The sequence below is a fragment of the Brevundimonas staleyi genome, from assembly GCF_041893865.1.
Lineage (GTDB): Bacteria > Pseudomonadota > Alphaproteobacteria > Caulobacterales > Caulobacteraceae > Brevundimonas > Brevundimonas staleyi.
The window spans coordinates 2,144,173-2,163,219 of sequence record NZ_CP169082.1 but is presented as its reverse complement, the minus strand read 5'-3'; the positions used below and the strand labels follow the sequence as shown (position 1 = coordinate 2,163,219).

Below are 19,047 nucleotides of genomic sequence, written 5' to 3'. Positions count from 1 at the left end.
GAACTCGGGTACTTCAAGGTGAGTTCCATCGCTCCGTTCCCTCAGCCGCCGGTTCAGCTTGTCCGCAGGGCTGCGGGCGCCGGGCGACGGATGGTTGAGGCCTTGGTGAGTCAAAAAGTCTCGACGCGGCGGAGAAGCCAACGGCCCTCCGCCGCGTCGCGAACCGGACACCGCGCGGCATGCCGCGCCAGACTGGATCAGGCGGCGGCTACTGCGGCCGGAGTGCCTTGAGTTCACCCGCGCTGCCGACAACGACCAGATCGAACTCGACCCGGTCGCCTACCTTCGCCTGGTCAATCAGCGCGGGCGACGCCGCGAAGCCCATGGTCATCGCGGGCCATCCAAGGCTGGCGATGGGTTCATGCTCGATCGTGATCTTACCGCCCTGCGCGTCGATGGCCGAAATCACGCCGCGAGCGGTTGCGGACTTCTCCTCGGCTGTCGCCGTCGACATGCCGTCCATCTCCGCAGCCGCGGGGGCGGCGGCGGAGTTGGCGTCGACAGGTGTTTCGGTATCCGCCGCGGGCTGCTGACTGCAGGCCGCCAGGAGGATGACCGCCCCGGCGGACAGGCTCAGACGGAGGGCGAGCGTGCGTGAGTTCTCGAACAGGTTTTTCATAGCGTGGCTCCTTGGGAGGGGGTTTGGGTGGGACCTGATTTCCGGCGTCTCAGGAGGAGATAGCCGGCTGGGATGACAAGCATCGACAGGAGGGGGGCGGTCACCATGCCGCCGATGACCGGGGCGGCGATCCGGCTCATGATTTCCGACCCCGCGCCGTGGCCGATCAGGATCGGGAACAGACCCGCCAGGATCACGGCGACCGTCATCGCCTTGGGCCGGACACGCAGAAGGGCGCCTTCGCGAACGGCCTCCTCGACCTGCTGGCGGTCGGGGTCAGGGCCACGATCCTTCAGCGCGTGTTTGAGATAGATCAGCATCACCACGCCGAACTCGGCCGACAGCCCAGCCAGGGCGATGAAGCCCACGCCGGTCGCGACCGACTGATCGAAGTCCATCAGATAGAGCAGCCACAAACCGCCGGTGAGGGCGAACGGCAGGGTGCCCATGATGAGCAGGGCTTCGTCGAAGCGACCGAAGGTCAGATAGAGTAGAATGAAGATGATCACGAGCGTCGCCGGAACCACGATCATGAGCCGTTCCGCCGCCCGTTCGAGATATTCGAACTGGCCCGAGTAGGCGATGCTGACCCCCGGAGTGAGATCGACCTCGCTGGCGACCGCCTGACGCAGATCGGGGACGACGGACGCCAGGTCGCGTCCCCGAACATCAACATAGACCCAGGTGGTCAGCCTGCCGTTCTCGGACTTCAGCATCGGAGGGCCGTCCGCGATCTGGAGATCGGCGACCGTGCCCAGGGTGATCTGCTGACCCGACGGCGTCAGGATCGGCAGGGCCCTGAGCTGTTCCAGACTGTCGCGCAACTCTCTCGGATAACGGACGCTGATCGGATAGCGGGCGAGCCCCTCCACGGTCTGGCCGATTGTCTCCCCGCCGACGGCGCCCGAGACGATCGACTGGACATCGGCGATGTTGAGGCCGTAACGGGCCGCCGCGCGCCGGTCGATGTCGATGTCGACATAGCGCCCGCCGGTCAGGCGTTCGGCCAGGGCCGAGGTCACGCCCGGCACGGTCCTGGAGACCTCGGCCACCTGGGCCGCGATACGGTCCATCGCGGCCAGGTCGGCGCCGGAGACCTTGACGCCGACCGGGCTCTTTATCCCCGTCGCCAACATGTCGATGCGATTGCGGATGGGAGGGACCCAGACGTTGGACAGTCCGGGAACCTGAACCGCGCGGTCGAGCTCTTCGATCAGCTTCTCAGGGGTCATGCCGGGCCGCCAGTCATCGCGAGGCTTGAACTGGATGGTGGTTTCGAACATCTCCAGCGGAGCCGGATCCGTGGCGGTCTCGGCCCGGCCCGCCTTGCCGAAAACGGTCGCCACTTCGGGCACGGTGCGTATCATCCGGTCGGTCTGCTGCAGCAGTTCCGCGGCCTTGGCCGCAGAGAGGCCCGGCTGGGCCGAAGGCATATAGAGCAGGTCGCCCTCGTCCATCGCCGGCATGAATTCGCCGCCGAGCCGGCTGAGAGGCCAGGCCGTAGTGGCGAAGACCAGCAAGGCGACCAAGAGAGTTTTCCTTGGGTGACGCAGCACCCAGTCGAGCGGCCCCCGATAGATGTGGGTCAGCCAGCGGTTGATCGGGTTGCTCTGCTCGGCCGGTATCCGTCCCCGGATCAGATAGCCCATCAGAACCGGCACGAGGGTGATCGACAGGATCGCCGCGGCCGCCATGGCGTAGCTCTTGGTGAAGGCCAGCGGCGCGAACAGCCGACCCTCCTGGGCCTGGAGGCTGAACACCGGAATGAACGACAGGGTGATGATCAGCAGACTGAGGAACAGCGCCGGTCCGACCTCCACGGCCGCCTCAGTGATGACCTTCCACCGTTCCTCGCCCGCCAGCTTCTTGTCGGGGTGATCGTGCTCCCATCGCTCGATGTGTTTGTGGGCATTCTCGATCATGACCACTGCCGCGTCGACCATGGCCCCGATGGCGATGGCGATCCCGCCCAGCGACATGATGTTGGCGTTCACGCCCTGAAGATTCATGATCAGGAAGGCCGCCAGCACGCCCAACGGCAGGGTCAGGATGGCGACCAACGCCGACCGGGCGTGCCAGAGGAACAGGCCGCAGACCAGGGCGACAACAATGAACTCCTCGATCAACTTGCCGCTCAAATTGTCGATCGCCCGGTCGATGAGCTGCGAGCGATCGTAGGTCGTCACCACTTCGACCCCCGGCGGCAATCCGGCTTTGAGCATCTGGAGTTTCTCGGCGACAGCCGCGATCGTGGCGCGGGCGTTTGCGCCGGATCGCAGGATGACGACGCCGCCGGCGACCTCGCCTTCGCCATTCAGCTCCGCTATGCCGCGCCGCATCTCCGGGCCGATCTGGATGGTCGCGACGTCCCCGAGGCTGATCGGCACGCCTCCAGCCGCCGTGCGGAGCGGCACGGCCCGGAAGTCGTCGAGCTCGGTCAGATAGCCGTTGGCGCGCACCATGTATTCGGCCTCGGCAAGCTCCAGCACTGAGCCGCCCGTCTCGCCGTTGGCGCGCTGGAGAGCTTCGACCACCACCTGATGGGTGACGCCGTAGGACGCGAGCCTGACGGGGTCGAGCACCACCTGGTATTGCCGCACCATGCCGCCCAGACTGGCGACTTCGGCAACACCCGGCACGGTCTTCAGCTCATAGCGGAGGAACCAGTCCTGCAGACTGCGCAACTGGGCCAGATCGTTTCGGCCACTGCGGTCGACCAAGGCGTACTCATAAACCCAGCCTACGCCGGTGGCGTCCGGACCAAGTGCCGGTTGGGCGGTCGCGGGAAGCCGCGCCTGCACCTGGCTCAGATATTCGAGGACCCGGGAACGGGCCCAGTAGAGGTCCGTCCCATCCTCGAACAGCACATAGACGAAGCTGTCGCCAAAGAAGGAATAGCCCCGAACCGTTCGCGCGCCGGGCACCGATAGCATGGTGGTCGCCAGAGGATAGGTGACCTGGTTCTCGACGATCTGGGGGGCCTGCCCCGGATAGCTGGTGCGGATGATGACCTGTACGTCCGACAGGTCCGGCAGGGCGTCGACCGGCGTGCTGCGAACCGCAAACAGGCCGGCGGCCAGCAGGGCGAGCGCGGCCATCAGGACGAGAAAACGTCCCTTGACCGAGGCGCGTATGATCGCGGCGATCATTGCCCCGACCTCTCGCGCGGCGCGGGCGCGGCCATGGATGCGCCCGTCTGGGCGGCGGCGGGCCGGCCGGCCGTCGGCGACGCCGGGGCGCGTGCGGGTCCGGAAGCTTGGCCGATCGGCCGCGCCGTGACGCCTGACAAGCTGGCTTCGGAATCGATCAGGAACTGCCCCGACGCGACGATTCGTTCGCCTTCCCTGAGACCGGCGAGGATCTCGGTCTGTCCGCCGGCTTCCCGTCCGATGCGGACCTCGGCCGGTTGATAGCGGCCCTCCGGCAGGGCGAGCATGACGATGTCACGTTCTCCGGTCCGGATCACCGCCTCGGTCGGCACGAGCAGAGCCGAAGTCGAACCGCCGCCGAAGGTGATCCGGCCGAACATGCCCGGCCTGAGACGCCCTCCCCGATTGGCCATTTCGATCCGCGCGGTGATCGTGCGACTGTCGCCGACGAGCTCCGGCAACAGGGCGGTCAGGCGACCCGTGAACCGCTCGCCCGGGAACGCGGCCAGGGCCACCTCGACGGACTGCCCGGCTCTCAGCTGGTTCGCGAGCGCCTCCGGGATGGCGGCGTTGACCCAGACGGTCGACAGGCCGTTGATCTCGGCCAGGGTCATGCCCTGGGCGACGCTCATGCCGGCGCGTACGCTCAGCGTCTTGATCACGCCGCCTATGGGCGTAGAGATCGTGATCGTGTTCCGCGCCCGCCCGCTGCGTTCCACAGAAGCGATTACGCCCTCGGACATGCCCAACAGCACCAGTCGCTGCCGCGCCGCCTGGATCAGGGGCGTATTGCCGGTGCGTCGCACGGCGAGATATTCGGTCTGGGCTCCGCCCCAGGACGGAATGAGCAGATCGACCAGAGGGGCGCCCGCGGCGACCACGTCGCCCGGCGCGCGGTTGTAAACGCGCTGGACGAAGCCGTCCGCGCGCGACTGGACCACAGCGATGTCGCGTTCGTTGTAACCTATGATCGCCGTGGCGCTGAGATCGCCCTCCAGGTCGCCACGGCGGGCCGTGGCATATCGGACCCCGAGATTCTGGGCCAGCGCCGGATCGATCCGGACGCCGGGGGTGGCGCTACTTCCCCCCTCATCGGCATACTTGGGGATGGTGTCCATGTTCATCGACGATTTTCCAGGCCCCGGATATCGTTCGTTCGGAACCATGGGATCGTACCAGTAGAGGATCTCGCGCTCCCCTCCCCCCTCGGCGGTCTCGCCGCCGGCCCCATCCAGGCGCGGAGCGACGACGATGCCTGCCCCGACGCCGACCCCGACCAAAAGAAGCGCGCCCATGGCGACGCCCAGGCGTTTGTTGCGAAGGGCGTTCATCGGTCGTCGTTCCCATAGGTCAGGGTGATGTTGACCACATGACGCATCACCGCGGCCTCGCGATCCAGGGTGTCGAGCCGGGCATTGGCCACGGCGGTGAAGGCTTCGATCACTTCGGTCAGTCCGACCCGGTCGGCGGCATAGGCGGCCGTCTCCAGATCGGATCGCTGCAGCACATTGGGCAGGACCACGTCGCGCGCGCGGCGCCAGAGGTCGTGATCCCTGGCGTGTTCGGCCAGGTCGGCGCGAAGGCCGGCCTCCAGCGTCCGGGCCGCGTCCTCCCGCTCGAGCCGGACGCGCAGGGCGTCGGCGGCGCGGGCCGCGATCACCGGGGCCTGCCTTTGACCCTGGAACAGGGGCAGGCTCACGCTCGCTCCGATCGACACCAGATCGCCGAACCGCGGATCTCGTCGGCCGTAGCTGGCGTTGAACGACCAGTCGGGACGTCGCCCCGCACGGGCCAGATCGACCTCCGCTTCGGCCCGCCGACCAGCGGCGGCGTAGGCGCGCAACCCCGGCACCCGATCCAGCCCGGCCCGCAATCCCGCAGGGTCCAGCCCCGACGACGGTGGCGCGCCCTCGACGACGGCTGCGGCGTCGCCGGTCCAACGCGCCAGTTCCGCCTGCGCCGTTTCGGCATCGGCGACCAGCCGAGCCCGTCGATCCTGAAGCGCCGCCCTGAGCTGGACGGGTCCGAGCGCATTGGCCGGTCGATCGACCCCTGACGCCACCCCGGACGGCGCGGCCAGCCACAGGGGCTCCAGAGACGTCAGGACTTCGTCCAGCGCCGCCAACCGACGATCGGCGTAGTACAGATCGATCCAGGCCAGGCCCGTGGCGATGCGGACGTCCCTGAGGACGATGGCATCCTCGGCTCCCGCCTCCCCGATGCGGGCGTCGGCGACGGCCCGTTCGGCCCGGCACCGCGCCCGACTGGGAAGATCCTGTTCGATGCCGAGCCTGAGGATTGTGAAATCATCCTCGCCGAACTGACCGGCCACCGGACCGGTGACGGGAAACCCGTCGAGCCCGAAGCTCAGGCGGGGGTCCGGCAGTTGACCGGCGGCGACCGCCTCGCTCCGGGCCGCCTCGACCCCAAGCGCCGAGACCTGCAGGGCCGGAGCGTTGAATGTGGCCCGGGCCAGGGCGCCTTCGAAGGTCAGGGGCTCGGCCCGGACCGATCCGGTCCAGACGCCCAGTGTCACGGCGAGCGCCGCGACCGTTCCGATCGTTCTCATCCTTCTGCCCCCTGTCTAGGCGGTGATACGGTGTCGGAGGGGGCTTCGGGTGTCCTCGGAAGACCGCGCACGGTGCGGCCATGATCGCGACACGCCTTGAACGATCCGGCCGTGTGTTCGCGGGGCACACACACGATGCGACGAAACACATCGTGAGGATTGGGGGACGGGGGCGCGACCCGCCTGACGCAATCCGGATCGCTTGAACGGGCAGACGCGGTGCCTGGAAAGGCAAGAAGGGCGAAGGCGAGCGCAGTGGCGCTCACCACTGATTTGACGGGGCTGGACATGGATTTTTCCTGTGAAACATCAGAGCGCCTGCCACGCGCGGCACGACGCTGGGGCTGATCTGCGCAAGTCTGCGCGACACGCCCGCGCCCGGAGGCCAGGCGTGCGTCAGCGCGACCGCTGCGTATCAGGCCCGATGTTTGGGGGGAAAGACCAGCGGCGGGGGCCCGACGCCTTCGCGAAACACGTCAAGGCGCAAATAGACGATCGGATGCCGGAAGACGGCGCACGGAATCGCCGGACGCGAAAGGATCGGAGGCGCCACGGCGGCACAGCAAATCTTGGCGATGCATTCGGGCGTCATGTTTTCGCAAGGGTTACCGGGCCGGTCGGTCTGAACCCCCGCCATCCCGGCCATCTCCGCGCAGTCTTCCATGCCGTCCATCACCCCGGCCGCCTGAAAGACCTGAATGGGAGTGGCATGCGCGGTCGCCTGGCCGATAAAACCGGCCAGGGCGAGCGCGAGCAGAAGTGTGCGGATGGCGGTCCACATGGCGAGAGACCATACGCGCTTTGAATAGGGGCGAGTCAAGATTGACACCTGCGCAGCCGCTTTTCGACGGACGCTGGCCTGGGCGGCCTGGGTCGGATTGTGTAATTTTTCCTCGGGCGCGAGGGTTCAGGCGCAAACGAGCGTATATCCCTAAGATACCTGTCACTTACGGAGTTGTTTGATGCCCAATCGCAAATTCCTTTCTCTGGTCGGCGCGGCCGGAGCCCTGCTGCTGGTCGCGACCCAGGCCGACGCCCACGCGCGTGTCGTCGCCTCCACGCCGGCCGCCAGCGCCACGGTCGCCTCCACGCGCGCGATTACCGTGACCTTCAGTGAACGTGTCGCCCCGGCCTTCTCTGGCCTCGATCTCGTCAGCGCCGCAGGCACCAAAATCCCCGTGACCTCCAGCGTCTCTGACGACGGCAAGACGATCTCGGGCCGCACAGCGCGCGCTCTGTCCGCCGGAACCTATACGGTGAACTGGCGTGCGGCTTCGGCGGATGGTCACCGCATGACCGGAAACTTTGCCTTCACCGTGCGCTAAGACCCGTGCTCGACCTTCTGGTGATCGGTCTGCGCCTCGCGCAGTACGGCGGTGCCGTCATCCTGCTTGGTACGCCGCTTTTCCTGCTCTACGGACTGCGCGGACCTGATGCCGTCGCCCAGAGCTGGGCGAGAGGGCTGCTCATTGGGGCCTGTGCCGTCGTCGCGGTGGCGTCGGCCCTGGCCCTTGTGGCTCAGACCTCCGTCATGGCGGGATCGATCGCGGAAGGTCTCAAGCCGGCTTCTCTGGGCTTCATGATCACCGGCACCAGCCTGGGCCCCGCCTTTCTGTTGAGGGTGGGTCTGGGCCTGACGGCCTTGACCGTCGTGCTTCTGGGTCGACCCTCGCGGTTTCAGTGGGGGCTGCTCGTCCTGGCCGGCCTGTTGGTGAGCGCGAGCTTCGCCTGGACCGGCCATGGCGCGGCAACGGAAGGCGCGGGTCGTTACCCCCACCTGCTGTCCACCATTCTGCACAGTTGGGCGGCGGCCCTGTGGCTCGGCGCGCTGGTGGCGCTGTGGATCATGACCGCAGGGCACCGTCCCGGTGATTTCCGGTCCGATCAAGTCCTGCACCGCGCGCTGCACGGGTTCGCAGGCGTGGGCTCGGCCGCTGTCGCGGTCCTGATCCTGAGCGGCCTGGTCAACAGCTGGTTCATGGTCGGGATCGACCGGATCGACGGGCTTGTGACCACGCCTTATGGATGGCTCCTGCTGTTCAAGTTGCTGCTGTTTGGCCTGATGCTGGCTCTGGCGGCCTCGAACCGCTTCCAATTGACCCCTGATCTGCTCGATGCGCTCGACGATCCGGATGATGTGCGCCTGGCCATCGGCCGACTGAAGCGCAGCCTCAGGGTCGAAACCTTCGTCGCTCTGGCGTTGCTCGCCGTCGTGGCCGTCATGGGCACGCTCGCTCCCGTGTCGGCGATGGACATGGCGATGTAGTCCTTCCGGGCGAGCGACCCGGTGCGCCTGCGACACGCTGTCTGCTGCCGACGTGATGTGACGCCGCAGCCCTGTCCCCTGCCGGCTCTTCTGCTATTCAGGCGCCGCTCGGCTGAGGCTGTGCACGAGGGAGCGGGCCGGCTGGCGCGTAGTAGAGGTATGGGGGCATGAGGAGAGTTCAGAATGACACGTGATCTGGATGAGTTGCTCGCGCGGCTGGCCGCAACGCCGGTCGACCGGCCACTGTACGCACTGGAGTCGCAGGTGTGGACACGCGTCGACGCCTTGCGCACGGAGAGACTGATGGCGCAGCTACGGGGCGGGGCGGTGGCCGTCGCCCTCGTCGCAGGGCTCACCGCGGGCGGCGTGGGTGCCGTCGCTTCACCCAGGGTTCCGACGGAGATGTCGATCTTCACTGTCGAAGCCGGACTGTCTCCCCTGTTGAGACTGGATGCTGCCTCATGATGAAAGGCTGGCGCACGATCGCGCTAACGGCGGTGCTGGCGGCCATCGCCAGCGCGGCGGGAACCTGGATTGGGGCCAGCTGGGTCCTGGACCGCCGTGAGCCCCCTTCCCTGCACGACATTGTTCACGACGAGCTGGATCTGACCGCGGCGCAACACGCCGAAATCGACGTGATCGAGGCGCGGTTCGCCGCCATCCGCCCTGGGCTTGAGGGCGAGGTCCGTGCCGCCAACCTGGAACTGGCGCAGGCCATCGAGCAGGGCGAGGGCGACGGCCCTCAGGTCCAGGCCGCCGTTGATCATTTCCACGCCGCCATGGGTGCCTTGCAGAAAGAGACCATCGCGCATGTGTTCGAGATGCGATCGGTCCTGACACCGGAGCAGGCCGCCGTTTTCAACGACCGGATCGTCGAAGCCCTTTCGCCGACAGAGTCCTAAGGCTCGGCATGGACACTCTTGGGGACTGCCGGCTCGCGCCGCCGCCGGGGACCGGGCGGCGTTCAGCGACCTGATGCGGCAGACAAAGTCCGCTCTCTTCCGCTTCATCCGCCGTTATGTGGGCGACGAGCAGGACGCACACGACCTTCTGCAGGAAAGCTATGCCGCGGCCTGGCTGAGCCTGCGGCGCTATGATCCCAGTCGCCCATTCGAAGCCTGGCTGCGGACGATCGCTCTGAACAAATGCCGGGACTGGTCCCGTCGCCGCTTCGTACGCCGGCTCGTTCACGGCGCGACTGACCTTGCCAGCCCGGAGGCCCTCTCGGTAACGGATGGGACCGAGCCTGCCGACGAGCAGATCGAGATGGCCGGCAAGCTGGCCAGGCTGAATGAAGAGATCAATCTGTTGGCACCGCATCTCAAGGCTCCCCTTCTCCTCACGGCAATCGAGGGCCGGAGCCAGTCCGACGCGGCCAAAATCCTCGGAATTTCGGTCAAGGCGGTGGAGACGCGTATCGCTCGGGCTCGCCGCAGATTGTTCGACGCGCTGAAGGAGGCGTGACCTCGCGCTGTCCGCGCCCGACCGCGTTTCAACCCCGCACGCGACGAAGGCGACCGTGGGCTTGAGCTTTGCGAAACCGGATCGCTCGCCATGCCGACGAGGAATATCGGGCCGGAGCGCGTATATCATTATAGGCACCGGACCCGCTCCCCCTCCCGGTGCGTCTCAGGAGACCGTTATGAACCGTTTGATTATCGCCAGCCTGGCTCTCGTCTCGGCAGTCGCCCTTTCGTCGGCGGCCCAGGCCCAGAGCAATCCGCACGCCGGCATGTCCGCACAAGAGCACGCCGCCATGCCGGCTGCCGCCGCTTCCGGCGTCATCACCACTCCCGCCGACAATGCGATGCTGAGCGCCGCGCCCAAGACCTTCACCGCCACCTTCCCCCACGCCATGACCCTGAAGGCGCTGAAGCTGACCGGGCCGGCGACGGAAACCGTCGATGTCCAGATCGCGGCGGGCACAGCGCCTCAGACGACTGTCAGCACCCCCCTGCCCACCCTCGCCCCCGGCAGCTATTCCGCCGCCTGGACCGCGACGGGGTCCGACGGCCATGAGATGAACGGGACCGTTCGCTTCATGGTGCACTGAAGGCTCTGCCCTCCTGATCCCCCTGGGAGGTCCAGACGCCTGATGTGGAAAGAGCGCCGTGCGGCCCAGCCGCACGGCGCTTTTGCATCAGACCTGTTCGAGATGACGGACCAAGCCGGCCGGTGACGGAGATGCATAGGGCCCGAGGTTGATTTGAGCGGCCGCACAGTCTGCTCCCTATCCGTGATCAGCCGGCATTGGCCCCATTGGATTGAAGCCAGGTTTGCAACTCGCCGATGTCGGCTGTCTGCATCTCGATCGTTTTTTGCGCCATTTGCTCAATCTCGGCGCCCGGGCTCCGCTCGAGCACCACCCGAGCCATGTCCAGGGCACCCTGATGGTGCGCGATCATCTTGCGAGCCCAGGTCTGATCCGTGTTCCCCCCGGTCGCGCCCATCATGGCGTCTTTCATTTTAGACTCGGCCGCCGCGAACGGCATGTCCTGACCGGTCGGAGACGGTGAGTCGGATGTGGCCCCGGCCTGGGTCTCCAGCCAGCGCCGCAGCTCGGCGATATCCTGGGTCTGCATCTCGATAGTCTTCTGGGCCATACGCCTGATCTCAGCGTCCTGCGTGTCGCGCAGCACGATCTCGGACATATCGAGCGCACCCTGGTGGTGGGGGATCGTTTTCCGGGCCCAGGTTTCATCCGCGCTCGCCCCGGTCGCCGCCATCATGGCCTCATGCATCTTCATCTCGGCCGGCGAAAAAGGCGTCTGCGCCATCGGCATGGGCTGCTCCGCCGCCGCCATCGACGCATCGCCTTCGGGCGCAGCCTGCGGCTCAGCGGCCGGAGAACAGGCCGACAAGACGATGGCCGAACAGCCCACCGCCAGCAGCAAAGTGCGTGTCGCAATCGAGTCAGACATCGGTAGTCTCCGCTTCGTGGGCTCGCCGGCAGATCGTTGGTCGGCCGGACGATGAATGGGGCCAGCGAGACGCCGGCGGGGAACGGGTCTCACCGCTCTCCCGACGTGCCCACGCGGGACGTCGAGCCAGCATAATCCAGACCCGCCGCCACGGTTCCGCCGTGATCAAATTTACCCCAGCGTCGTTCAACTCCGTGAGGGATCGACCACCGAGCTGCGCAATTGCTGCATCACGGTCACGGCTCATCCCCGCCCTCGTCGGGATCAGGAATGCGAACCAACGGGCCTGTCGGTGATCTTGCCGCCCAAGGCCAACGTCGATCAGCCAAGAGGTCCATGCGGCGGGCCGAGATCCACCGGCGCTCCTCCGCCTCGATCCGGTGGCGCTTCGGCTCCAACCGGCCTAGTTGTGGTACGGTCCAGATTCTTGAGGGTTAGGCGTGCCAGATCGACTTCGAGACCTTATCGTCCAGTGGCGCGAAGACCCCTCGGCCACCTATCAGACCTGGTTCCTGTGGGATGAGCGGCTCAAGAATTTCCGCTCCATCCGGCGAGGCATCGGTCAGGTTGTCGAAGAGATCGAAGCGGACCGGTTCGGCGTCGCCTACCGCGGCTCATCGCTCGAGACGATCGTTCATTCCGTCGCCGAACAACGCCAGATCTTCAGGGGGGCAGACCATGCCTTTCTGTGGAAGCCCAAGCTCCGCATCCCCGACATCTATGAGAACCCCGTCAACCAGCGTGCCTTCGGCCGCCTGCTGCACCACTGCAGCTGTTGTTCGACGGCAGCCGAGATCTTGTCCGCAATCCGCGCGATCGACCAGCTCAAGATCAAGGGTCTGGGGCCCGCCGTCGCGAATCTGATCTACTTTCTGCATCCGACACATGCCCCTCCGTTCAACACGGCCATCGTCAACGGATACAACGCGATCACCCGATCGAAGGTGAAGCTGGGCAGCTGGGAGCACTATCTGGCGATGCGCGAGGGCATCCTGGCCTTGAACGCGCGCTATCGCGATCTGCTGTCCAACGACCTGGGTGCCCTCGCGGGCTTTCTGTTCGACATCGGGTCCGGACGATACCCCGCGCCACCGCTGGACAGTGAAGCTCTCTCCGACCGTGGCTGGCAGGAACGGCTTGCCGAAGCCCGGGCCGAAGCCGTGAAATTCGAGAGGACAGCGCTGCAGCAGCGCGAAACCGACCGATCCCATACCGAAATCCAGGCCTGGGTGCGCGATCTGGGGCGAGCGCTCGGCTATCGCGTATGGATCGCCGCCAATGATCGCGGTCGCTGTTTCGAGGGTGGCCGTCTCGGCGAGGGCTGTCTGAACGATCTCCCGCCTTCCTTGGCGGCAAGCGCGGGTGCGGACTCGTTCCGTTTGATCGATGTGCTGTGGCTCGAGGCCGGCTCGGATCGTGTGGCGGCGGCGTTCGAAGTCGAGCATTCCACGACCATCTATTCCGGGGTCGTACGCATGCTCGACCTCGCCCTGTCCGGTGAACTCCACACGTCCGCGGGTCTGTTTCTCGTCGCACCGGACAGTCGGGAGGGTGACGTCCGCGCCCAGTTGCAGCGACCGGCCTTCAGCCGGATCGCAGACCTCGATGTGCGTTATCTTCCGTATAGTGAACTGGAGAAACACAGGGCGGCCATCGCCCGCTTCGGGACCGATATCCGGGCGCTCGCGGAAATCTTACACCGGCTGATCTGACACCTCACCCGTCCGGCTGAGAATCCGCGCGGCGCTCGCCAAAGCCTCCGGGCGTCTTGGCGCAGCAGTCGTTCGCGATCCGCTCAGATGCGCCGTCATGACGAATCGCCGGGCCGGGAACGAGGGTCGGATCGCCGCCGCGATCAACGGGTCCTGCGGGTCGCGCGCCCCATCTTCACATCCCGCGAGATCCGTATCCATAGGAGAATGAACCCTGAAACGACGATGCTCAGGGTCAGGGCCGTGGTGATGATGATCAGGGGATGGTTGAAGTCCTCGCCGTCGTTCCAGTCCATGACGTGCAGGCGCCAGAAGAAGTCGAAAATCCGCCACACGCCCGAGCGCCGCGTCACGACTTCGCCGGTGTCCGGCGACAGGTACAGGGACGTTTTCTCCCGGTCCGCGAAATCCACCCGCCACAACGGACCGGTGCGGCCGGTCTCTTCGGGGGCGGTCGTCAGAAGCACAGCCTCCGTGATGTCCGCCTCGCCCCTGTAGGCCCGCCGGGCGAACTCCGACGCCTCGCCGGCGGACATCGGCCCGAACGGCCGACCCGTGGCGGCGGACACGGTGACCGGTTCGCCCGCCGCCGGTATCAAGGTCCAGACCGGGCCGCGGGGTGTGGTGCGCAATTCGGCCCGGACAGGCATCACGCCCGCGCGGCGAGCGATCTCTTCGGGGCCTGGAAGAGCGGCGAGGGCCAGTGGACCGGGCTGAAATTCCACCGCCCGATGTTCGCCGCGCACCGTCTCGATCGGTATGGCCGTCATCACCAGGCCGCCGCCGACCCAGAACAACACCTGGAGCCCCACGACAAGTGCGATCCATTTGTGCAGCTGGGTCGAAAGCTTAAGAACCTTCACGGTCGCGTCTCGTCTAGCCGTGACGCGCGAAGACGCGCGTGCCACCGCCTTTCAGGATCAGCAGGGTCTCATAAGGATCCTTTCGACCGTCGGGCATTTCCATGCCCGGAGATCCCAGCGGCATCGCCGGCACCGCGAGCCCCAAAGCGTCTGGTCGCTCGGCCAGAAGCCTGCGCACATCCTCAGCCGGCACATGACCCTCAAGGACGTATCCGCCGATCAGGGCCGTGTGGCAGGACGCCAAGGCGTCAGGAACGCCCTCAGTGCGGCGGGTCGCGCTGAGGTCGGCAAGTTCCGTGACCCGCGCCTCGAAGCCTGCGGCGCGCATGTGATCCACCCAGGCCGTACAGCACCCGCAGGTCGGGGTCTTGTAGACGGCGAGTTCCGTCGAGGCGCGCGCGACCGGGGCGCAGGCCGCCAGGGCGAGTGCCGCGGTTCCCGCAGCCAAAAATCTACGACGTGAGAAAGAATTCAGCATGGATCCGATGGGGCCTCAGTGAAGGTTGTCGCCGGGACGATCGCGATCGGGGTCAGCCGGCGCGACGCAACGGTCGTGCCGAGGAGTGATAGATGTCGAACCGCCACTCACCGCCGCGCTTGCGAAGCACACTGGTGGCCACGCCGCGCCGTTCGATGGCCTCGCGCGTGCCGTCCTTGAAGGTGATGTGATAGGTGTAGGTCTCGCTGACGAAGGCGGTGTCGCCGTCGATCTCCACCTTCGTTTCATGGTCCCGGAAGTCGAACCCGGCCAGATCCGTGAACTCGGGTCCGAGATGGTGTTCCAGATAATAGGCGAAGGAGCCCTCCACGCCCCCGTTCTCGAAGACGTCGGAGTCGGCCCAGAACAGGGCGGGTGTCTGCGAGACATCCATCCGCTCGATCGCATCCTTGTACGCGCTGACCACGGCCCGGACCTGTGCCTCGTCGCCGGGCTGCGACTCGCCGGCAGCGTGTGTGGACGCCGGGCCGTGAGAATGGGCCGGTGCCTGAACCTGGGCCTGAGCCGAGCTCAGGAGGACGGCGGCGAGCGCCGATCCGGCAAGTGCCGAGCGAAACGACATGGGAATCATTCTCCTGTTCATCGAGGATGTAAAAAAGCCTTCCGCGGCCCCTGGAGGCGGCCAGCGCCGGACGCTGACGCCGTATCAGAACATCAGATGCCTCACGCCGTGGGTCAGCATCCCGCCCAACAGGCCGTTGACAATCACGGCACCTGCGGTGGCCGTCAATAGGCCGATGTAGATCAGCTCGCGCCCACGCCCCGGTCGGCGAACCCAGTGTTCCTTAGCCCACCAGCTCAGCAGGCCCAGGACGGCGATCGAGGTGCCGAGCCAGCGGTGGGAGGCGTGGATGGCATCATCCTTGCCGGGAAGCCCCATGGCGAACCACCCCAGCGCCACCGCGAAGATCGAGGAGATCGCCGCCAGGGCGATGATGACGCGTGTGCCTTGGGTCAGGACGGGCCGGCGGAGCGCCAGCGCCGCGATCTCGAGCAGAGCCGCGACCAGAAACAGCGCGATGGGAAAGTGCACCGCCGCCGGATGCATGGCGCCGAGCCAGCGATACAGTCGCTGGGGCATGGGCCGGGGCCCCTCGCTCGCGGCCATGGCCCCGTGGTCCATATCCTGGCCCATGCCCGGCATGGCCATCATGCCGCCTTCCGGAACGGCTCCCGCCGGCGCAGTGGCGGCAGCGCGGGCAGCCGCCTCCTTTTCGTGGTCCTCGTGGGCGAACGCCGGCCCGGTGAAGGCCAGCGCCAGCACGAGAGCCAGCCCGGACAAAAATCGACGCATCACCATACCGCTCTCCCATCCGGTCTCTTCAGCTAACTACGCAGGGGAGCGGCGATCCCCTCGCCTTCCAGCAGAGCGCGTCATCCAAACGAGGGATCGGCATCTTGGATCGACGAACCCCGAGGCGACCCGGACGATCCGATCGTCAGGCGAGATCGCGCTCACGTGTGGCGCACGGCCCACCTGTGTTTCGAAGCGGGCCTGCGCACCTGTTCGGTTGGCCGATAGAAGGCCTGCCGCGCGGAACCGGATGCTCACTCCCGCTGGCGGGCGTCTGGGCTGACAACCAGCATCGCCCTGAAGGCGAGGCCGGGGCTCGGCTGCTGCTGCGGTGGTCGGGCAAGGTCATCGCACGACGCGAAAACCCGCATCTGGACGAGGGCTGATCGGGGCGACCGCGTAAATCGAGATGAACAGCTGTTCAGCCCCTTCCCAGAGCCGACTCTCCTTGCAGGAGCGTGTCACGTCCGATGTTCGCTTGTCGTCGACGCTGCTGCGGGGCCCGTGGAGCGGCCCGACGATTCCAGACAGGATTGAGCGATCCGCTGCTCCTGTCCCTGGCCGCGACCTTCCTCCTGAGCCTGGTGTTCTGGACGTTCCCCGGGATCGATCTGACGGTGACGGGCCTGTTTTACCGGACCGGAGACGGTTTCGCCCTGTCGCGGGATCCTATGCTGAAGGCGCTGCGGGCCAGTTCGATCTGGGTGATGGGGACAATGGTGACCGGTGCCCTGGGTGTGCTGGCGCATCGGGCCGCGACCGGGCGCCTGATCGGGTCGCTTCAGGCGCGACGGGCGGCGTTCCTGATCAGCGGCTTGGCGGTCGGGCCGGGGCTTCTGGTGAACGGCGTGCTCAAGAGCCTGTGGGGACGCCCCCGACCCGTGCATCTGGAGATCTGGGGCGGAAAGGCGGTCCATGTCCCGGTCTGGCGGATGAGCGACCAGTGCACAGGCAACTGCTCCTTCGTCTCGGGCGAGGCGTCGTCGGCAGCCTGGATGGTGGCGGTGGCGGCCTTGTTGCCGCCTTCGGTGCGACGATGGGCGCTCTGGCCGGTCGTCACCTACGCTGTGGCCCTGTCGATGAACCGGCTGGCGTTCGGCGGACATTTTCTGTCGGACATCCTGCTGTCCTGGAGCCTCACCGCGCTGGTGCTGGGACTTTTGTGGCGGTGTCTGCCCGAGGCAACCACGTCGATGAGAGGCCGAGGGGGTCCGGGCCTGAGTCGGCTGGCGCGGCTTGAGCCCCTGGGCTCAGTCGCCCCGATCTCCACCTCTGCATTACGGCTGACGGCGAACGAGGGGGGTCGCGCTTCTCACCCCAAAGACGGCCAGTCCCGAGCGGACCAGGCTCCGCCGCTCGCGGGAGCAATGCCCCCGCCCGGCCGGTCAGGCCGCCAGGGCCTTCGCGCATCACATGCTGCTGAGCCACGCTTGAACGATCTTTGAATGTTGGACGGGTCGCCTGGGCCCAGCACAGAAATTCAAGTCGACGCGGATCCGCTCGTTCCTGGGCAAGCCAGGCCTTTGGATGTTGTCCCCCTAACGTCTCTGGGCCTGTCTTCCCTGACGACCGGAGACCGGGCTGCGTGGTCATGTTCGCAGTCTGCCTTTGCTCGTCCGGGATCGCTCTGGGAGCAAGGGGCACCTCCCGGTCCCGGCCCCGCGGGGATCGTCGACGACGCGTGTGCAGCACCCGGGGCGAATTCATGGCCCTGTCGAATCGGTGCCTGAAACGAGGGCTGTCTCGCACGACTGCGTAATCCAATTGAAGGCGTGCCGAGTCGATCCCCATCGCCGACCTTCCTGACAGGGGCTTCTGACGTGAGATATCTGATCCTTGCTGCCGCTGCCGCCATTACCCTGGGGGCCTGCCAACCCGCCGCTGAACCTGAACCGGTCGATGCCCAGGCGGTGCCGGACGACGCCATGACGATGCCGATGACCCCTCCGCCTGCCGACACGCCCGAGCCCGTCGCCGAGCCTCAGGGTGCAGAGCCCGCGGCCGCAGCAGCCCCGAAAGCCTCGACACCCCGACCGGCCCCGGCGGCGCCTGCGCCCACGCCTGCCCCGGCACCCCCGCCCGCCGATCCGATGGCCGATCACGACATGTCCCAGATGGGCGGCATGACCATGCCGCCCAAAGAGTAGGGCACGCAGGCACACTGCATGCTGACACAAGGCCGGTCCAGGCAGCTCTGGACCGGCCTGTACGGCGGTACAGACATGCGCGTCTCTGGGAGCCGGGTTCGGCGGCGGCGCGGATACGCCCCGATTGCGACGATGGCGACTAGTCCTCGACGATGATGTTCGATGTCGGTCGTTTCTCGCGAGAGGATACGCTCGCATGACTTTGGAAGGCGAACCGCGCCTGGGCCTGGACCGACAGATGGACGGACACGGTCGCCAGGGCCTGAACAACCCAATCGGCCTCGCCGCCCGTGGGGGTGATGTCTCCGTCGGGCTCCGGATCGTACCGGATGGTGTAACAGCCCAGAGCCTTCGCCGGGCGAATGTCCCATTCGACACTGTCGCCGACGACACAGACCTCGGCCGCTCCAACGCCCAAAGCGGCGAATACCCGGGTGAAGGCACCAGGTTCGGGTTTGCCTATGCCAGCCTCGCCTTCGATCTGGACATGATGGAACCGCGGGGCCAGACCGAACCGCTCGATCTTGGCACGCTGCAGGAGACGATCGCCGTTGGTCAAAAGCGCCAGCCGATAGCCGGCCTTCTGCAAGTCCGTGAGCAGAGCCAGGGCTCCGGCTTCGAGGTGCATCTGGTCATCGCGCCGCACGCTGAAGGCGTCGGCCAGTCGCTCGGCGACGTCGGGGGCCGGGACACGGACGCCGTCTCGCCGCAGGGCTGAGAACGCCGCCGCGGCGATCGTGCGACGGGCCCGCAGCGGGTCGGCACGACCGAGCGCGTGACGGACCGGATCCCCCCAAAAGGCCTGACCCGCATCCGTCAGCGCCCTCGCCACCCTGTCCGGCGCAAGCTCGCCTAATTCGTGGCGGAAGGCCTGGCAGACGTCTCGCCACACCAGATCCGGTCGACGATACGCCGAGATCAGCGTGTCATCGAGATCAAAGACGACCGCTTTGATTCTAGTCTGAACCGCCACACGCCAGTCCCTCACGCCTGTTGCACGCGCTCGGC

At 66.7% G+C, this 19,047-nt stretch carries 20 protein-coding genes; 9 read left to right on the top strand and 11 right to left on the bottom strand.

All coding sequences use genetic code 11. The features are described 5' to 3' along the window. Positions 1 to 208: 208 nt before the first annotated feature. From ACETK8_RS10955 to ACETK8_RS10935, 5 genes are all read right to left on the bottom strand, one after another. Positions 209 to 619, bottom strand: a complete 411-nt coding sequence (locus tag ACETK8_RS10955) for a copper-binding protein (RefSeq protein ID WP_153921623.1) — start codon at positions 617 to 619, stop codon at positions 209 to 211. After that, a complete protein-coding gene (locus ACETK8_RS10950; protein WP_289648446.1) occupies positions 616 to 3,768 on the bottom strand; it encodes an efflux RND transporter permease subunit in 3,153 nt (1,050 codons plus the stop codon). Before ACETK8_RS10950 ends, ACETK8_RS10955 begins: the two co-directional genes overlap by 4 nt. Next, positions 3,765 to 5,099, bottom strand: a complete 1,335-nt coding sequence (locus ACETK8_RS10945; protein ID WP_289648445.1) for an efflux RND transporter periplasmic adaptor subunit — start codon at positions 5,097 to 5,099, stop codon at positions 3,765 to 3,767. The genes ACETK8_RS10950 and ACETK8_RS10945 overlap by 4 nt, the downstream gene beginning before the upstream one ends. Continuing rightward, a complete protein-coding gene (locus ACETK8_RS10940) occupies positions 5,096 to 6,337 on the bottom strand; it encodes a TolC family protein (RefSeq protein ID WP_374035984.1) in 1,242 nt (413 codons plus the stop codon). The genes ACETK8_RS10945 and ACETK8_RS10940 overlap by 4 nt, the downstream gene beginning before the upstream one ends. A 415-nt stretch (positions 6,338 to 6,752) precedes the next feature. Next, positions 6,753 to 7,118: a hypothetical protein gene (locus ACETK8_RS10935; RefSeq protein ID WP_289648443.1), complete on the bottom strand. Its 366-nt coding sequence runs from the start codon at positions 7,116 to 7,118 to the stop codon at positions 6,753 to 6,755. Positions 7,119 to 7,299: 181 nt separating this feature from the next. Here ACETK8_RS10935 and copC point away from each other — a divergent pair, with 181 nt between their 5' ends. The 6 genes from copC (at position 7,300) to ACETK8_RS10905 (ending at position 10,656) form a co-directional block, all read left to right on the top strand. Beyond that, positions 7,300 to 7,662: a copper homeostasis periplasmic binding protein CopC gene (gene copC, locus ACETK8_RS10930; RefSeq protein ID WP_289648442.1), complete on the top strand. Its 363-nt coding sequence runs from the start codon at positions 7,300 to 7,302 to the stop codon at positions 7,660 to 7,662. A 5-nt stretch (positions 7,663 to 7,667) separates the two neighbouring features. After that, on the top strand, positions 7,668 to 8,603 hold the full coding sequence (gene copD, locus ACETK8_RS10925; protein WP_289648441.1) for a copper homeostasis membrane protein CopD: 936 nt from the start codon (positions 7,668 to 7,670) through the stop codon (positions 8,601 to 8,603). Between the two features lie 183 nt (positions 8,604 to 8,786). Continuing rightward, positions 8,787 to 9,068, top strand: coding sequence for a hypothetical protein (locus tag ACETK8_RS10920; protein ID WP_289648440.1), 282 nt, complete (start codon positions 8,787 to 8,789; stop codon positions 9,066 to 9,068). Further along, positions 9,068 to 9,505: a Spy/CpxP family protein refolding chaperone gene (locus ACETK8_RS10915; protein ID WP_374035983.1), complete on the top strand. Its 438-nt coding sequence runs from the start codon at positions 9,068 to 9,070 to the stop codon at positions 9,503 to 9,505. The genes ACETK8_RS10920 and ACETK8_RS10915 overlap by 1 nt, the downstream gene beginning before the upstream one ends. A gap of 73 nt (positions 9,506 to 9,578) precedes the next feature. Further along, a complete protein-coding gene (locus tag ACETK8_RS10910; RefSeq protein ID WP_374035982.1) occupies positions 9,579 to 10,067 on the top strand; it encodes an RNA polymerase sigma factor in 489 nt (162 codons plus the stop codon). A gap of 178 nt (positions 10,068 to 10,245) precedes the next feature. Next, positions 10,246 to 10,656: a copper resistance CopC family protein gene (locus ACETK8_RS10905; RefSeq protein WP_349683362.1), complete on the top strand. Its 411-nt coding sequence runs from the start codon at positions 10,246 to 10,248 to the stop codon at positions 10,654 to 10,656. Positions 10,657 to 10,843: 187 nt separating this feature from the next. On the opposite strand, the gene ACETK8_RS10900 is transcribed toward ACETK8_RS10905, so the two are convergent. Next, positions 10,844 to 11,524, bottom strand: coding sequence for a DUF305 domain-containing protein (locus ACETK8_RS10900; protein ID WP_289648243.1), 681 nt, complete (start codon positions 11,522 to 11,524; stop codon positions 10,844 to 10,846). Positions 11,525 to 11,964: 440 nt separating this feature from the next. Between ACETK8_RS10900 and ACETK8_RS10895 the strand changes: the two genes are divergently transcribed. After that, complete coding sequence (locus ACETK8_RS10895; protein WP_289648241.1) at positions 11,965 to 13,236, top strand: type II restriction endonuclease; 1,272 nt, start codon at positions 11,965 to 11,967, stop codon at positions 13,234 to 13,236. A gap of 143 nt (positions 13,237 to 13,379) precedes the next feature. Here the strand turns inward: ACETK8_RS10895 and ACETK8_RS10890 are convergent, their stop codons facing one another. The 4 genes from ACETK8_RS10890 to ACETK8_RS10875 form a co-directional block, all read right to left on the bottom strand. Next, a complete protein-coding gene (locus ACETK8_RS10890) occupies positions 13,380 to 14,099 on the bottom strand; it encodes a PepSY domain-containing protein (RefSeq protein ID WP_289648239.1) in 720 nt (239 codons plus the stop codon). 13 nt (positions 14,100 to 14,112) lie between these two features. Further along, positions 14,113 to 14,577: a DUF411 domain-containing protein gene (locus tag ACETK8_RS10885; protein ID WP_374035981.1), complete on the bottom strand. Its 465-nt coding sequence runs from the start codon at positions 14,575 to 14,577 to the stop codon at positions 14,113 to 14,115. A 52-nt stretch (positions 14,578 to 14,629) separates the two neighbouring features. Then, positions 14,630 to 15,160: a YybH family protein gene (locus ACETK8_RS10880; RefSeq protein ID WP_289648235.1), complete on the bottom strand. Its 531-nt coding sequence runs from the start codon at positions 15,158 to 15,160 to the stop codon at positions 14,630 to 14,632. An 84-nt stretch (positions 15,161 to 15,244) separates the two neighbouring features. Continuing rightward, positions 15,245 to 15,892: a DUF2231 domain-containing protein gene (locus ACETK8_RS10875; protein WP_349683356.1), complete on the bottom strand. Its 648-nt coding sequence runs from the start codon at positions 15,890 to 15,892 to the stop codon at positions 15,245 to 15,247. Between the two features lie 533 nt (positions 15,893 to 16,425). On the opposite strand from ACETK8_RS10875, the gene ACETK8_RS10870 reads away from it, so the two are divergent. Both ACETK8_RS10870 and ACETK8_RS10865 read left to right on the top strand, forming a co-directional pair. After that, a complete protein-coding gene (locus tag ACETK8_RS10870) occupies positions 16,426 to 17,337 on the top strand; it encodes a phosphatase PAP2 family protein (RefSeq protein ID WP_289648232.1) in 912 nt (303 codons plus the stop codon). Between the two features lie 480 nt (positions 17,338 to 17,817). Beyond that, positions 17,818 to 18,039 (top strand): hypothetical protein, encoded by a 222-nt coding sequence (locus ACETK8_RS10865; protein ID WP_374035980.1) that lies wholly within the window; start codon positions 17,818 to 17,820, stop codon positions 18,037 to 18,039. A gap of 139 nt (positions 18,040 to 18,178) precedes the next feature. Here ACETK8_RS10865 and ACETK8_RS10860 read toward each other — a convergent pair whose 3' ends face one another. Next, positions 18,179 to 19,012, bottom strand: coding sequence for an HAD family hydrolase (locus ACETK8_RS10860; RefSeq protein WP_289648229.1), 834 nt, complete (start codon positions 19,010 to 19,012; stop codon positions 18,179 to 18,181). Positions 19,013 to 19,047: the final 35 nt, after the last annotated feature.